Source organism: Corynebacterium sp. HMSC074C04 (assembly GCF_001838295.1).
In the GTDB taxonomy this organism is placed as follows: Bacteria; Actinomycetota; Actinomycetes; order Mycobacteriales; family Mycobacteriaceae; genus Corynebacterium; species Corynebacterium amycolatum.
In genome coordinates, this window is record NZ_KV836272.1 from 679,971 (window position 1) to 695,178 (window position 15,208).

Annotated in this window: 15 protein-coding genes; 8 read left to right on the top strand and 7 right to left on the bottom strand. The window is 58.2% G+C overall.

The features are described from left to right. The first annotated feature begins 125 nt into the window (after window positions 1-125). The 5 genes from HMPREF3011_RS07355 to nagB all read left to right on the top strand — a co-directional run bounded on the left by HMPREF3011_RS07355 (window position 126) and on the right by nagB (window position 4,622). Window positions 126-1,901 (top strand): ABC-ATPase domain-containing protein, encoded by a 1,776-nt coding sequence (locus tag HMPREF3011_RS07355; protein WP_070841345.1) that lies wholly within the window; start codon window positions 126-128, stop codon window positions 1,899-1,901. 111 nt (window positions 1,902-2,012) lie between these two features. After that, entirely contained in the window at window positions 2,013-2,801 is a 789-nt protein-coding gene (locus HMPREF3011_RS07360) for a MerR family transcriptional regulator (protein WP_070841346.1), read from the top strand. 75 nt (window positions 2,802-2,876) lie between these two features. Then, complete coding sequence (locus HMPREF3011_RS07365) at window positions 2,877-3,191, top strand: cupin domain-containing protein (protein WP_070429484.1); 315 nt, start codon at window positions 2,877-2,879, stop codon at window positions 3,189-3,191. An 81-nt stretch (window positions 3,192-3,272) separates the two neighbouring features. Further along, a complete protein-coding gene (locus tag HMPREF3011_RS07370; protein WP_016422332.1) occupies window positions 3,273-3,584 on the top strand; it encodes a hypothetical protein in 312 nt (103 codons plus the stop codon). Window positions 3,585-3,836: 252 nt separating this feature from the next. Further along, window positions 3,837-4,622: a glucosamine-6-phosphate deaminase gene (nagB, locus tag HMPREF3011_RS07375; protein ID WP_016422331.1), complete on the top strand. Its 786-nt coding sequence runs from the start codon at window positions 3,837-3,839 to the stop codon at window positions 4,620-4,622. Between the two features lie 61 nt (window positions 4,623-4,683). Here nagB and HMPREF3011_RS07380 read toward each other — a convergent pair whose 3' ends face one another. After that, entirely contained in the window at window positions 4,684-5,301 is a 618-nt protein-coding gene (locus HMPREF3011_RS07380) for a cation efflux transmembrane domain-containing protein (RefSeq protein WP_049180864.1), read from the bottom strand. 42 nt (window positions 5,302-5,343) lie between these two features. Here HMPREF3011_RS07380 and HMPREF3011_RS07385 point away from each other — a divergent pair, with 42 nt between their 5' ends. Further along, on the top strand, window positions 5,344-6,429 hold the full coding sequence (locus tag HMPREF3011_RS07385) for a lipoate--protein ligase family protein (protein ID WP_038628161.1): 1,086 nt from the start codon (window positions 5,344-5,346) through the stop codon (window positions 6,427-6,429). Window positions 6,430-6,590: 161 nt separating this feature from the next. Here HMPREF3011_RS07385 and HMPREF3011_RS07390 read toward each other — a convergent pair whose 3' ends face one another. From HMPREF3011_RS07390 to lepA, 6 genes are all read right to left on the bottom strand, one after another. Beyond that, on the bottom strand, window positions 6,591-7,556 hold the full coding sequence (locus tag HMPREF3011_RS07390; protein WP_016422328.1) for an ADP-ribosylglycohydrolase family protein: 966 nt from the start codon (window positions 7,554-7,556) through the stop codon (window positions 6,591-6,593). A gap of 79 nt (window positions 7,557-7,635) precedes the next feature. Beyond that, window positions 7,636-8,208 (bottom strand): histidine phosphatase family protein, encoded by a 573-nt coding sequence (locus HMPREF3011_RS07395; protein ID WP_005511515.1) that lies wholly within the window; start codon window positions 8,206-8,208, stop codon window positions 7,636-7,638. A gap of 49 nt (window positions 8,209-8,257) precedes the next feature. Further along, window positions 8,258-9,193 (bottom strand): hypothetical protein, encoded by a 936-nt coding sequence (locus tag HMPREF3011_RS07400; protein ID WP_224786603.1) that lies wholly within the window; start codon window positions 9,191-9,193, stop codon window positions 8,258-8,260. A 128-nt stretch (window positions 9,194-9,321) separates the two neighbouring features. Continuing rightward, entirely contained in the window at window positions 9,322-10,905 is a 1,584-nt protein-coding gene (locus tag HMPREF3011_RS07405) for a cation:proton antiporter family protein (protein WP_070841347.1), read from the bottom strand. Window positions 10,906-10,996: 91 nt separating this feature from the next. Further along, on the bottom strand, window positions 10,997-12,013 hold the full coding sequence (locus HMPREF3011_RS07410) for an ankyrin repeat domain-containing protein (protein WP_070841348.1): 1,017 nt from the start codon (window positions 12,011-12,013) through the stop codon (window positions 10,997-10,999). 12 nt (window positions 12,014-12,025) lie between these two features. Then, complete coding sequence (lepA, locus tag HMPREF3011_RS07415) at window positions 12,026-13,873, bottom strand: translation elongation factor 4 (RefSeq protein WP_141764751.1); 1,848 nt, start codon at window positions 13,871-13,873, stop codon at window positions 12,026-12,028. 162 nt (window positions 13,874-14,035) lie between these two features. Here lepA and HMPREF3011_RS07420 point away from each other — a divergent pair, with 162 nt between their 5' ends. After that, window positions 14,036-14,650, top strand: a complete 615-nt coding sequence (locus HMPREF3011_RS07420) for a type II toxin-antitoxin system PemK/MazF family toxin (protein ID WP_038628145.1) — start codon at window positions 14,036-14,038, stop codon at window positions 14,648-14,650. 256 nt (window positions 14,651-14,906) lie between these two features. After that, window positions 14,907-15,173, top strand: coding sequence for a 30S ribosomal protein S20 (gene rpsT, locus HMPREF3011_RS07425; protein ID WP_070560975.1), 267 nt, complete (start codon window positions 14,907-14,909; stop codon window positions 15,171-15,173). Window positions 15,174-15,208 lie beyond the last annotated feature (35 nt).

Consider the following 15,208-nt stretch of genomic DNA (forward strand, 5'->3'; position numbering starts at 1 on the left):
TGCCTGTAGCAACGGCGCTACCGTATGCGGCAGCCCCGCTGTGTCGCCCGACGGCAATTCTCATCCGGCGCTCAGTCGCTACACTCGCGGGAAGAACACCGAATTCCCTCAACGAAAGTAGCAATATGTCCGCTGACCTTTATCGACGTCTTTCCAACCTCGATGGCAAGAGCTACGGTGCATACAAATCTCTTCGTGGCTCCCACGACCTGCCGGATCTCGACACGACACTGTTTATCGACAAGGTCCAATCCGACCCTTACGCCCCAGCATCACGGGCACGCGTCCACATTCCGCTGTCAGTGCTGGACTATCGCGGCGCATCCCGGTCACAACCGGGCAGGTTCAGCACGGCAGAGCTCGACTTATTGAACCGTCGCCTCGTGCGCGCGTTTAAGAAGTATGGCCGCGGTCTGTTTATCGATCCCCCAGGTCAGCAGGTTTTGCGTCGAGCAGCTGTCACTGAGCTCCGTGGGGATGCGCACGACGTCGATAAGCATGGCGATGCCCTCCAGATCTGCCTGGAAATCCAACTGCCCGCCCGCGGCCGACGCATTCTCGGGCGTGAGGCAGCGCGCTTGATTTGTGGGGATTTGTTGGACGCGCTTGACGACGCCATCGTGAACGCACCCATCGATGCACTCGAGGCAGCTGCGGAATTGGAGTATGACCAGAACTCATTGCGCCGTGCAGTGGCGGACGCGGACCTGATTGGGTTTGTGGCAGACGGGTCGGTGTTGCCCCGTCAGGCGGGAAATAGCCAGCTGCCGAAGCCCGGTGCGACTGCGTTTACCTCGCCGGAATCGTTGCAGCACAGTTTTCAGCTACCTTCGGGGAAAACGGTGCACGGCATGGGCATCCCGCGGGGCGTGACGTTGATTGTCGGTGGCGGTTATCACGGTAAGTCCACGCTGCTGTCCTCCCTGGTCACGGGCGTATATAACCATGTCGCTGGCGATGGCCGCGAGTTTGTGGTCGCCGACGAGACTGCGGTTGCGCTGCGTGCCGAGGACGGCCGGGCCATCACTGGTGTGGATATCTCACCGTTTATCAACGGTCTTCCCTCCGGTGATGACACGACCCGGTTTTCCACGGCGAACGCGTCGGGGTCGACCTCCCAAGCTGCGGGCCTGATGGAGGCGCTGGGTTCCGGTGCGCGAGTGCTGCTCATCGATGAGGACACCTCCGCGACCAACTTCATGATTCGCGATGAGCGTATGCGCCGACTCATCCCCGATGACCGCGAGCCGATTACTCCACTGGTCGCACGGGTCCGCGAGCTCTGGGAGGACCACGGGATCTCCACGGTCATCGTCGCTGGTGGTTCTGGTGCGTTCATCGATGTCGCGGACACCGTGATTGCTATGGATGCGTACACGCCTTACGACGTCACCGAGCGCGCCCGTGAACTTCGCGAATCTGCCACTCCGGCTGCACCTTCGCCAGCATTCGCGCAGATTGGTGAGCGTTTACTGCAGGCAGGCTCTCCTGCCGGTGAGAGCCGTGGCGGGCATGACGGCCGCAATGGTCGCGGACGTGGCGGTCACCGCGGCGGACGTGGCGGCGGGCGTGATGGTCGTGGCCGCGGTGCGAAACCGCCTAAGCCACCGCGTGCTCGTGGTCTCGAGCTGATTCAGGTGGGCAAGGACAATCTTGACTTGCGCGCTGTCAGTCAATTGATGGATTCCTCCCAAACAGAAGCAATTGCCCGGATTCTGGGGGCCGTCGTCAAGCAGCTCGATGGGCGTACTGACCTTATCGAGCTAATCCAGCGTGAGTACGACAATTTTTGTCATTCGCTCTTCGACGCGACAGCTGAGTTCAATAATTCAGGTCATCTCGCGGAGCCTCGTTTCCAGGAGGTGACGGCGGCAATCAACAGGCTCCGGCTCTTGCGGTAGGAGCCCGAAGGTTGGCAATCGCGGGAACGACATTCCTGCGGCTGCCGCAGCAAACTTCCTCATCTGATTCCGGCATCTGGCCTTGACCTTGACGCGACGTCAAACAGAAAGATGATTCCCGTGAGCAACAACGACAACGAGTACACCATCGGCGAGGCAGCCGAGCTCCTGGGCGTTACAACGCGCACGCTGCGACATTGGGATGCCATCGGGCTGCTCAGCCCGCAGTATCGCACGTGGTCCGACTACCGCCTCTACACCGATGAGGATATCGACACGGCATTGGAGATTCTGGTCTATCGCGCCGCTGGTGTGCCGTTGAAGACTATCGAGGAGTTCATCCACTGCGATTCCTCCTCGAGAAGTCGGAAAGATCGTTTGCTCGCACAGCGAACTGTTCTCACAGAGAAGATCGCTGCCCTGCACCACATGGTGCAGTCTCTGGACAAACTGATTGAGGAAGGACACACGATGGAAGCAAAGACGAAGGCAGAGCTCTTGGGCCGCGACTGGCAGAATCTAGAGGCCGAGGCTGAGGAGCGCTGGGGTGACACCACCGAGTGGGAGCAGTCCCAGCAGGCTCAGAAAAACATGACGGATAACGACTGGGCTGCTCTTGAGGCAGAGGCTAAGGATTTTGCCGATGCGCTTGCCGACGCTGCCGAGCGACACGTGGAGCCAGGTTCCGAAGAGGCGACCGAGCTAGTTGACCGTCACTTGGCCTCTATTACCCGCTTCTACGAGGCCGGTCGAGAAAAGCAGATTCTGCTGGCTCGCATGTACGTCGCTGATTCCCGGTTTGACCGGTATTACCGCGGCAATGCTGGCTACCTGCTGGAGTTGATTGAAGCTCAGGCCCGTAAGGAAGGTATTGACCCGGCAAGTGCCGAGTGGCGGTAGGTAGCGCTAGACACCGGACGGCAGCCGTTCATCCAGGCCTTTCCACTCGGGACGAAATCCGCTTAGAATTGGCTCATGAAATTCATCGAAGCCGCAGACTTCACCGCTGATCGCCCGTGGGGTGCACTGAATGTTGTCACTATGACTGGCGCCACAAGCGTCCGGCTCCACTGGAGCGATCAGCCATACAAGTGGCACATCAATGATGGCGAAGAGGTCTTTGTGGTTGTCGACGGAGCCGTCGACATGCACTACCGCGATGCGGGACAGGAATGCGTACGCACATTAACGCCTGGCACTATCTGTTTTGCAGAAGCCGGCGACGAGCATGTCGCGCACCCGCAGGGCGAGGCGCGCATGCTTGTCATTGAAAAAGAAGGCTCAGTCTAGCCCACAGCAACAGCAGCCGACAGTGCGCACTTCGGCATCCCCATAACTGCGTCATAACCCCGACTCGGGAAGGAATTAACTATGAAGTTCTCTCGCTCTCTCGCCGCTGTTATCATCGGCGCCGCTGCCGTACTTGGCTCCGTCGTGGCTTCCCCGACAATTGCACAGGCGATTAACTGCCCATTTGCTCCGGTGCACAAATACGAACAGCACCGTTTCTCAGGATCTTCGACTTCGGCCGATGCTTTCCAGGTTTGGTTTGACGGTGGCGTGTACGTTGAACCAATTGTCGAAACACTGGATTTGGTTGAGCTTCAGGTCAACGATACCCAAGTCGCTCAAGCTGGTGACATCATCTACAAGGACGAAGACGGCAATTTCTGGGTGAAGTAGCCCAGGGCCAGAAACAATACGCCCCCAACACACTCAGAGTAACGCCAACTGTGGCGTTGCCCTGAGTGTTTTTCGTTGCCCGGAAGAAGTTGATAAACAAGAAAAACAGAGTGTAATTACAGGAATTAACCAATGGCAGATTAACCTCATCTGAATAGGGCTATAGCGCTTAGCGTTGTGGAGTCACTGGTACTCTGTCTCGCACCTTTTGCAATTTCTGCCACTAGCCCTCGTTTTCTGGAGTGTTCCACCATGGAAATCATCATCGTCGATTCTGAGGCTGAAGTCGCGAGCATCGCTTCGGATTACCTCGCGCACTACGCCAACAAGGGTGCAAACCTCGGTGTAGCAACAGGATCAACCCCGCTTGCGACGTATCGGGAGCTGATTCGTCGCCATCGGGCTGGTGAAGTCACTTTCAAGGACTGCAGCTTCTTCGCACTCGACGAATACGTGGGCCTGCCCATCGAGCATGAGCAGAGCTACTACCACGTGATTCACAACGAGTTTTCCGATCACGTGGATGTCGACCCGGCGCGGGTCCATATTCCCGATGGTCTCGCAGACGACATTGGCGCTGCCTGCGAGGACTACGAACGCAAGATTATCGAGGCCGGCGGCATTGACATTCAGTTACTGGGCATCGGCACAAATGGGCATGTCGGTTTTAACGAGCCCGCCAGCTCTTTCGGTTCCCTGACTCGCATTAAGACGCTGCACCCGCAGACCGTGCTGGATAACGCCCGCTTCTTCGACTCCACCGAAGACGTGCCGTACCACGTGGTCACCCAGGGTCTTGGCACCATTTCACGTGCGGGGCACCTCCTGCTGCTGGCCACAGGTTTTGCAAAGGCGCATGCCATTGCCGCCTCCATCGAGGGCCCGCTGAGCGCTTCTATGCCCGCGTCCGTATTGCAGCTGCACCCACGGGCCACGGTTGTGATTGATCAGGCTGCAGCCAGTGAGCTGAAGAACAAGGAATACTACGAGTTCACCTACGCTCATAAGCCGCAGTGGCAGAAGGATATGTGGAAGTAGGCCCCAGCTGCCCCCCCCTACTATTGCCCTACCGCACCCCGCCACACACGACTAGTCTGCACTAGTCGTCGTCATCGTCATCCATCTCCAGCTCGGGGTCTTCGGCACGCGCCTGCTCGTAGACCTCCTTTGCGGCCGTGAGATTAATGACGCCGATGACAAGTCCTACGACGATGTCCGGCCATGCGCTGAACCAGAAAATGGTGACCACTCCAGCGGCGAGAATGAGCAGGTTCGCCAGGACGTCGTTACGCGCCGCCAACCACGCGCCGCGCATGAGCGCACTGTCGGCTTTGCGCAGGTTCATCAGCAAAATCGCGCAGACCAGGTTGATGACCATCGCAATAATCGCAGTCACCGACAGCGTTAGCGGCTCTGGCGGCTCACCGCTGATCATCTTCCAGATGGCAGTGCCGAACGCCGCAATCGCCGGAATCAGGATTAGCCCGGCAAGGCCGAAGCTTGCTTTACGACGGCTCGCCAGCGACCAACCCAATGCGGTGAGAACCAGCAGGTTCATGAGGAAATCTTCAAGAAAGTCTGCAGCGTCGGCGAACAGCGCTGCGGAGCCAATAATTGAGGCAACAATTAATTCAATGAAGAATCCGAGAAGATTCAGGCCTGCTACCCACGCAACAATTTTGCGGGCACGGTGATCCAAAGTCGATGAGGTAAACACGGGGGGGCATCGTAACGCCCGGCACGAGTACCATCGAAACCCATGACCCCCGCACAGAAATTTCACTCAGAAATGAAGGTTCCCGGCGGCAAATTGGTTGTTGCCGACTGCGAGACCACAGGTGACACGATTTCGTCGATAAGCATTTCGGGCGATTTTTTCCTCGAACCCGATGAAGCCTACGACATTATTAATGACGCTCTCCTCGGTGCGCCTGCCGGGGACAATACGGAACGCCTACAGGCTCGCCTCGATGCGGCGCTGAAGGATTTTGAGGATCAGTCTGGCCGCGAGGTGCGACTGCACGGTTTTGATACCCACATCATTGCGCAAGTCGTTCGACGTGCACTGACACAGGCCGTCGACTTCACTGATTTGGAGTGGGAGGTTTTGCAGCCGGGTGTCCTGCCGACGGTGATGAATGTTGCGCTCGACGAGGTCCTTCTTGATCAAGTCAATTCCGGGCAGCGCGGACCGACTCTGCGTTTCTGGGATTGGGATGATCGTGCCACTGTGATCGGTTCATATCAGTCTTATGTCAACGAACTCGAGCCCGAGGGTGTAGAGAAGCACGATGTGCAAGTGGTGCGTCGTCTCTCCGGCGGTGGCGCGATGTTCATGGAGGGCGGCAACTGCGTCACCTACTCAATCTATGTACCAGAGAAGCTGGTCGCTGGTCTTAGCTACGTCGAATCCTATGAATTCCTCGACCGCTGGGTCATCGCTGCACTTGCGCAGCTCGGGGTCAATGCGTGGTATGTCCCCATCAATGACATCACCTCCGATGGCGGCAAGATTGGTGGTGCCGCACAGAAGCGCCGTGGCTCAACAGTGCTTCACCACGTCACCATGAGTTATGACATCGACGCTGACAAAATGATGGAAGTCCTGCGCATTGGCAAGGCCAAGATTGCCGATAAGGGCCTGCGCAGCGCGAAGAAGCGCGTCGATCCGCTCCGTCGCCAGACCGGTGCCAGCCGCGCGGAAGTCATTGACACGATGAAGCAGACATTTATCAACCGCTACGGTGCCGCCGAGGCATCGCTTTCCGATGAGGACTTCGCTGCGGCGCAGCATCTTATTGACACCAAATACGGCACGGAGGGCTGGACTCACCGAGTCCCCTAATGCCCACGCCAACTATCTAAATGAAGAAAATCTTCGGGAAAGAGAGTTAACTGGATAAAAAGTAAACCAAGGAGACTCGGCGTGGACGACGAGAAGAAACGGCGTCAAGTGGAAAGAAATCTGACGATACGTCCACTCATTAGTGAGTGCGTCGCCGAATATTAGCTCTCCATGCCCACCAGTTTCTCCGCCAACTCCGCAACATCGTTTGGGTGATACTGCGCGGGCCGGTTTCGCTTCGGCGAGCAGGAATCAATGACATCCCGCCACCGCTGCGGAATGCCGGAGGCCCCAAAGACGCCACCGAGAAAAGCACCAACAATGGCCGCGTTAGTGTCGGTGTCGCCGCCACGGCCAATGACTCGGACCAGAGAGTCCTCAAAGGTCGTGGTTTTGTCTTCTACCCGGCGCAGTTCTTCATGCAGTGCCCACAGCGCAAAGCGCAGCCATCCCTGATGCACCGAGAAATCCGGCTCCCCGCTATCCACCACGGCACCGCTGGCCTGCCACTCGGTTTCCCACTGCGCGCGCTGGGAAGCCAGCCACTCCATCAGCGCACTCACGCCAATGCCGCGGCGCGGCTGGTGGAGGCCGCCGCTGATGACGTCGGCAAGCGCGGATGCGTAACGTGAATTGGCCTCTATGCACACTGGGTGCGGGTGCGTGATGGCGGCGTCCTTGCGGGCGAGTTCGCCAGCACGTGCGGGGTTGCGCCAGTACACGATAGCCAGCGGTGAGATACGCATGAGCGCGCCGTTAGCCTGGGAGTTCGGGTTCGGCGCGCGCCGGAGCAACGCTGCCGTGGTGGCCTCTCCGATGTCGAAAGCGTCGGAGTTTGCCCAGCGCACATAGGACTCGCGGACATCGGCGGCATCGTAGCCTTCGCAGCGCACCAGTGAGCGTGCCAGCGCCAGCGCCATTTCGGAGTCATCAGTGGGCTGGCCGGCGGCGATGTTGTGGGTGCCGCCATCGGCAAGTTCACAGACACCGTGTGGGTAGCGCTGTGCAATCTCCTCGGCACTACAAAACTCCACTAGCGCGCCGAGGTTATCGCCGATGACCTGGCCATAGAGCACGCCGCGGGCACGGTCGACTACGCGGGCGAAAGCATCGGAATTGTGATTCACAGGCACCTCTTACAGAGCTTGACGGCGTTGGCGGCTTGAATGGCATCGGCGAATTCACCGAGACACCTGTACAACGCCGCTACAATCCCCGCGAGAGGTTCCAGCGCAGAACCGCAGGTCGGTCATGGTAGCGACCGAGCACGGACAGGGATGCGGTATTCAATGGGAAGGACTGGCCAAGTGCAATGGGCAGTTCCAACCAGGCTGTGGTGAGCGCACGCAGCGAGTGACCGTGGGCGAACAGAATCGCCTTGTCTTCGCCCGATTCACGCACCCTTTTCACCACTCGCTCAACTCGCTCACGGACTTCCTCCGCGGTTTCGCCATTGGGCACACCGTGAGTCCAAATCTGCCAATCGGGAACGGTCTTTTGCACTTCCTTCGAGGTAATCCCCTCGTAGTCGCCATAGAACCATTCCGCGAGATCCTCTTCGACCTCGAAGTCGTGGAACCCCGCCAATCGAGCGGTCTCCTGGGCGCGCTGACGGGGTGATGCCAGCACTAGCCCAAAGTCCTTCGGATCCAGCCAGCCGTTGAGGGCCTTGGCTTCTTCCCGACCGTTGTCAGTCAGCGGAAGATCAGTTACCGATGTGTGCTGCCCAGTGCGCGACCACTCAGTTTCACCGTGCCGCACGAGATATAAATCAGTCATAGTTCCAGCTTAGGCTTATTTGAAAATGCTGTTAGCCGCGGTAACCCTGCTAGCCCATCACGGGGTCACGGACTTCCAAGCCATGCTCCGGGTCCTCACACACCGTTACCGCTCCCAACTCCTCAGACCTCGCCGCCGTCGGAGAGCTACAGGTCCAGTCCCCTACTTGAGCGGTCAGGGTGTTGCCACCGCCCTCAGTGTCCTTGATTGCGTCGTACCGATCCAACACATCCATGGCCTCAGCGCAGGTCATCTCACCCTTGACCACTTCCGCCAGACGATGGCCCTCCATGGCACCGCACATCATCGGCCCCTGAACAAGTGCATCCGTGCCCTGACTGTAGCCCCTCGCCGGCTCACTCCCCTGGGCCATGAGTTCCTCGGCGGAATCGAAAACCTTGCCGGAGGTGCGAATATTCTTGTCCTTGCCTTCGATGGTAAAGGCCGCGTTATCCGACTGGCACACCAGCTTGTTCGCATCCGTCTTCGCACACGCAGCGGTGCCGAAGCTCGTCCATTGGCCGTCGTCAAGCTCTTCCTGAGCCGGCGGTACCCCTTCGACGAGCGTGTACGCGGCACCTGAAGTATTCAGCATGATTGCGCCCGGCGACTGTGGTGGGAACGGCGGAACCTCCACGTCGGGAATCGACGAATCAGCCTTACCGATGCACGTCACCGCGCCGTCTGAGTAGAAACACTCGCTCTTTTTCCCGTCTAGCGTGACGTAGAACGCCTTGATTCCGTTCTGGCTAAACCGCTGAACGTCAATTTTCTGGTAGGCGCTTTCATCAAATCCGATGCTGTCGACGCTTGTCCCCTTCGTCGGCGACGGCATCTTCGGATTATCGCCCTCGCTTGCCGACGTCGATTGCGACTGTACCTCACTCTGATCATTGTTGCTTTGTGATGCGGCGGCATCTTCGGAATCTGAAGATGAGCAGCCGACGAGAGTTCCGAGCATGACAACAGCAAGGCCCGCGGTCATCCGAAACATCGCACTGCGACTGGATCGAATAGGACTCGCGGGCATCTGGTTTTGGGTGACTGACATGAAATCAGCTTATCGCCGAACGAATCGGCTGGCTTGTTGTTTGCCGTATTTAACGGATGCGACTAAGACCGCTGCTTAAGCGTCTCCACTGCACGGTCGGCGAGCTCCTCGCCAGCACCGTCGTAGAGGTAGACGGCCATGTCGGCACCAACGTTGAGAAGCTGATCCTTAAACCTCTGCACCTTAGTGGTGGTAGCAACCACGGCTTCGGTGTCCTGCTTACGGATGTTCTGAATCATCGCGTAGGTCTCAGCGTGCTCAGACAGCGCCAACACGTACAGCGCTGGTTTCTTCTCCAACTCGATGTGGTGCCAGAGCTCTGGGTCTGTCACATCGCCTGGGATGACCTGGTAGCCCTGCTCGCGCAGCTCTTCGATGCGATCCTCGTCGAAATCAACACCGAAGACGTTCATGCCGTACTCGTTGACCAACCTGCCGTAGACACCAACGCCGACTCGCCCCATACCCATGATGAGAGCATCGGCGTTATCAATAATGACCTTTGCCTCTTCTGGCACCAGGCGGTCCTCTGGGGTTTCTGGGACGAACTTCTGCAGGAAGCTGACAATCTTGTCTTCGTGCAAAAACATCAAAGAGCTGGCAATGAAGCTACCCGCCACGGCGACTGCCATAATCGAGGTCCATTCTTCCGGCAGAATGTCCTGTTGCGTCGCCGCCGCCATCACAATTAGGCCGAACTCCGAGTAGTTACTCAACGTCAGCCCCGCCAGCGCACTCGTGCGCAGCGACAGTCCCATGCGCTTGAGAATCCAGATGAAGATAGTGGCCTTGAACACCAGGAACAGCACCATAATCGCAGCGATGACGTAGCCGCCCGCGCTTGGCAGACCACCGAGACCAATCTCGATAAAGAACGCGACCAGCAGTAGCTCACGAATACTAATCAGTGCTTCCGACAGACGGTCAGAAATTGGGTGCGAAGACAGCAGAATACCGGCGACCAGGGACCCCAGCGAGCCAGAGAGCCCTGCCAGTTCGAAAGCCGAGTAAGAAGCCACTGCAATACCAATACCGGTGAGAACCAGCAGCTCAGTGCGGAACATGCGGTTGGGAAGCCGCGCCGCCAGCGGGCGAATGAAGAACAATAGTGGCAGCGCCAGCGCCCACAGCTCCGGGGTCTTACCCGACGATGCCACCAGCACGCCGACCGCAATGATGTCCTGCAGAATGAGTACACCAATCGCGATACGTCCGATGGCCGAAGCACCGCGGTTCTGCTCCTCCAAGTGGCTCATCACAAACACCGTCGACGAAAATGAAGTCGCGATGCCGATGTAAATTAGCGCGGTCACCGACAGTCCCGTGAGCTCACGCAGCGGCAAGAAACTGGCGACACCGAACAGCACGGCAAAAACTACCGTGTTTAAAAACGCGTGGCCAAGCCCCGAAAAGACCACTCGTGGCGCCACGATATCCTTCGGATTTAGCTTCAGACCGATTGTGAACAGCAAGGTGGTAACACCAAGCTCGGCCAGCGAATCAATGAACGGGATTTCCTCAAGCCCCATTGCATGAACGGCAAAACCGGCCCCAAGGAAACCAATCAGCGGCGGCAGCCGAAGCAACGACGCACCGAGTCCGCCGATAATCGAAAACAGTATTGCTGTTAGGTATACGGATTCCACCCATCAAAGATATCGGCTGACACTACCGATTGATGCAGTGGCTAACCATTAACAGATTTTTAACACCAAACCGGGGTTAGCTTCTTGGGAGTTAGCGCCGGTACGGGACCTCGCCCAACGCAATCGGCTGCGGGTGCTCTGTAACCCACTCGATTGTCGCCTCCGTCAGCGCATCAATGTCCGCCTCACCAGCTTTGCGCTGCTTTACGACGGCCATGGCATCCTCGGCGGCCCCAACCGTCTCCAGCCAGAAGTCGATCATCTTGGCATAGTCTTCGTCCCAGTTGACGTAGCCCATCTCCAGCGCTTCGTACCCGAGCCGGCCCACGATGCGGATAACTTCGCCCTGCACAGTCGCGGCTGGGCCACCACCCGGCACCAGGTAGTTCCAGAGGTATCGGAACTGGCCGTTGATCGACTTGTCTGCGGGGACAATAATGTCGCTGTGGCCGTCGTGAGGCGTGATTTCCTGCGGGCGGTCAGCACCGATGCGCTCATATAGTCGATCCATGACTGGCTGGTACTTGTCGCGCTGCTTGTCTGACAGGCGGTTGTAGCGGCGACCGAACTTAGTGAACTCTTCGCGAGCTTCGTCGTCGATTTCCGAACCCGCGTCCAGGAGCACCTCGATACTCGCTAGGACTCGACTGAGGGAATCGATATCGGCGGTAGCGACGGCCTCTTTGAACGCTGTCCGGTCGTGACCGAGGCGGTTCTCGCGGTGAAGGTCAGCGCCATTTTCCAACAGAAGCGCAATGGCCTTGGGCTGATGGCTCTTCGCTGCCATGAAAAGCGGCGGATAGGTGCCGGCTTCGATGTCTGCACCGCAGTCGAGCAGGAGCTTCATTTTGTCGGTATCACCCCGGTTGGCGTGCTCTGCCAGAGCAGTCCTACCGAAGCGGTTCTCGGTGTTGACATCGAGCCCCTGGTCAATCAGCCAGCGCATGAGCTCTGGCGGGGTGCCACGGAGCGCCAGTGCAGTGTCCTTGCTGTATCCGAAAACTGCGTTGAGTGCGCAAGCGTCATAGACGGCCTTCAGCGCATCCATGTCACCGGCTTCGAGCAGCTCTTCGAAGTCCTCGACCAGTTTCTTCCGCTTCCGTGGCATGCAGTTTCCCCTCTACTTACCGCCTTCATCAGTGGACAGCGCAGCCACGAATGCCTCCTGTGGCACCGAGACCGAACCGATGTTCTTCATACGCTTCTTACCGGCCTTCTGCTTCTCCAGCAACTTGCGCTTACGGGAAATGTCGCCGCCGTAACACTTGGCAAGAACGTCCTTGCGCAGTGCACGGATGTTCTCGCGGGCGATAATCTTCGAACCGATTGCCGCCTGAACCGGGACCTCGAACTGCTGGCGGGGGATTAGCTCGCGCAGCTTCTTGGTCATCTTGTTGCCGTACCACTGGGCGTTGTCGCGGTGGACGATCGCGGAGAACGCATCGACAGCCTCGCCCTGCAGGAGAATGTCCACCTTGACCAGGTCCGCAATCTGCTCGCCGGCGTCTTCGTAGTTCAGCGAAGCATAACCCCTAGTGCGGGACTTCAGCATGTCGAAGAAGTCGAAGATGATCTCACCCAGTGGCATCTTGTAACGCAGCTCCACGCGATCCTCGGACAGGTAGTCCATACCGCCCATTTCGCCGCGCTTCTGCTGGCACAGCTCCATGGTGGGGCCAACGAATTCACTCGGCACAACGATGGTGCACTTGACCATCGGCTCGTAAATTTCGCGGAGCTTGCCCTCCGGCCAGTCACTCGGGTTGTGAACGGTGACCTCAGAGCCGTCCTCGGTGACAACTCGGTAGACAACGTTCGGGGCCGTCGAAATCAGATCCAGGTCAAACTCGCGCTCTAGGCGGGCGCGGGTAATCTCCATGTGCAGCAAGCCCAGGAAGCCACCGCGGAAACCAAAACCAAGGGCCACCGAGGTCTCCGGTTCGAATGTCAACGAAGCGTCGTTAAGCTGAAGCTTTTCCAACGCATCACGCAGGTCGGGATAGTCAGCCTGAGAGATCGGGAACAGGCCGGAGTAGACCATCGGCTTTGGCTCTTCGTAGCCTTCCAGCGGCTCCTCCGCCGGTGTGGCGTTCAGCGTGACGGTGTCACCGACCTTGGACTGACGGACATCCTTCACACCGGTGATGAGATAACCGACCTCGCCGACGCCAAGCCCCTTACACTTCTTCGGTTGCGGCGAAACAATGCCAATTTCCAGCAGCTCGTGCTTAGTGCCAGTGGACATCATCTGAATGACTTCACGCGGCTTGAGCTGACCATCAACAACACGGATGTAGGTGACCACACCGCGGTAGGTGTCGTAGACCGAGTCAAAAATCAGCGCACGGGCAGGTGCCTCCGGGTCGCCGACCGGTGCCGGGACGAGCTCACAGACTCGGTCGAGCATCTCCTCAACGCCCTCACCAGTCTTACCCGAAACACGCATGACATCCTCCGGCTCACAGCCGATGATGTGCGCGATTTCCTCCGCGTACTTATCCGGATCCGCGGCCGGCAGGTCAATCTTGTTCAGAACTGGGATGATCTCCAGGTCATTTTCCATGGCCAGGTACAGGTTGGCCAGCGTCTGCGCTTCAATGCCCTGAGCAGCGTCGACAAGCAGAATCGCGCCTTCACACGCCTCTAGCGCACGCGAGACCTCGTAGGTGAAGTCAACGTGACCAGGCGTATCAATCAGGTGCAGGACAATCTCTTCGCCCGCGTGCTTACCTGTGCTCGGAACCCACGGCAGGCGCACGTTCTGAGCCTTAATGGTGATGCCTCGTTCGCGCTCAATATCCATGTTGTCGAGGTACTGATCGCGCATGTCGCGCGCCTCCACAACACCCGAGAGCTGCAGGATTCGGTCCGCCAGGGTGGACTTACCGTGGTCAATGTGCGCAATAATGCAGAAATTTCGAATCCGTGAGGGGTCCGTAAAAGTCTGCTCCGCAAAATTCTTGGTCACGTTGGGTCTACTCCGAAAAATAAAGACGTTATGGGCAGTGGGGCGCGACGTTGACCGACCCACATGCGCCGGCCTCGAAAACCGACCAGCCGGGCTTAAATACAATCACGCACAATCTTACCTATCGATTCCCTCCGCACTAAACCTCTAGACTTAGATTCCATGAGCTCCACTTCGTCCACCGATCAAAATGAACGCGAAAGCTGGCCACGCCGCCTGCGTAATCGCATCAGCGCGCGTCTTTTCGCCGGTACCGAGTGGTTCCGCGGCCCCGACACACTCGATGAGGCGCTGTTTAAGCTCAACACGCAACTTGGGCTCGCTCAGGACACCTCGCTTTCCGACGAGTCCAAGGAGGCCCTACTTCGCCTGCGAGACCCGGTGACCATCGCGCGTCCAACCGCGGAACTGGCCCGCACGATCGTGTACAGCCCCGACATGGATGGCCAAGCCGACCCAGGCGAAGTGGTGTGGATTCCATTGCAACTCGAAGGCGAAGACGCCGCCTTGCGGGAGCGCGCAGTTGTCGTGGTTGGCCGCCATGACCAGTACCTTCTGGGCATGCTGATTTCCACTCGCACCGAGCACAGCGAGCAACCGGAGTGGCAGTTTATCGGCAGCGGGTTCTGGAATGAAGACCCCAAGCCATCCTGGGTTCGCATGGACCGCATCTTGCTCATCCCGGAATCAGGCATTCGCCGCGCAGGTGCGATGATGCCCCGCAGGCGCTTCGAGCTCATCGCCGCCCGACTGCGCGGGGACTACGGCTGGAATTAGGCAGTGGCTGGTATTAGGCAGCGCTGTTTGCTAAGATTCTGCAAGTTGTTTACCGTTGTGTTCCTTTACGGCGAGCGCGGGCAGGACCTTGGGTTCGCGTTTTCATCGTCGTACAAGCGCAGTGCGCGGTGTGATCTCGCTGGTTGATTAGTTTGACCGGCGATGATTGTACAGCACGATATGCACTGTGATCAGGACTTTTCTTGGTGGCGGGCGGTAACAATTCCAACTACTACGGATACAAGAGGTATTCACGATGGCAAATATCAAGTCCCAGATCAAGCGCAACAAGACCAACGAGAAGGCTCGCCTGCGTAACCAGGCAATCCGCTCTGCAGTCCGCACTGAGATCCGCAAGTTCAAGGCTGCTGTTGAGACTGGCGACAAGGCTGCTGCTGAGGCTCAGCTGCGCGTTGCATCCCGCAAGCTGGACAAGGCTGTCACCAAGGGCGTCTTCCACCGCAACACTGCGGCTAACAAGAAGTCCGGTATGGCTAAGGCTTTCAACAAGCTGGAGGGCTAATTCCCTTTTGGCGCTGTGAGCTGTGCTGTTGCAGC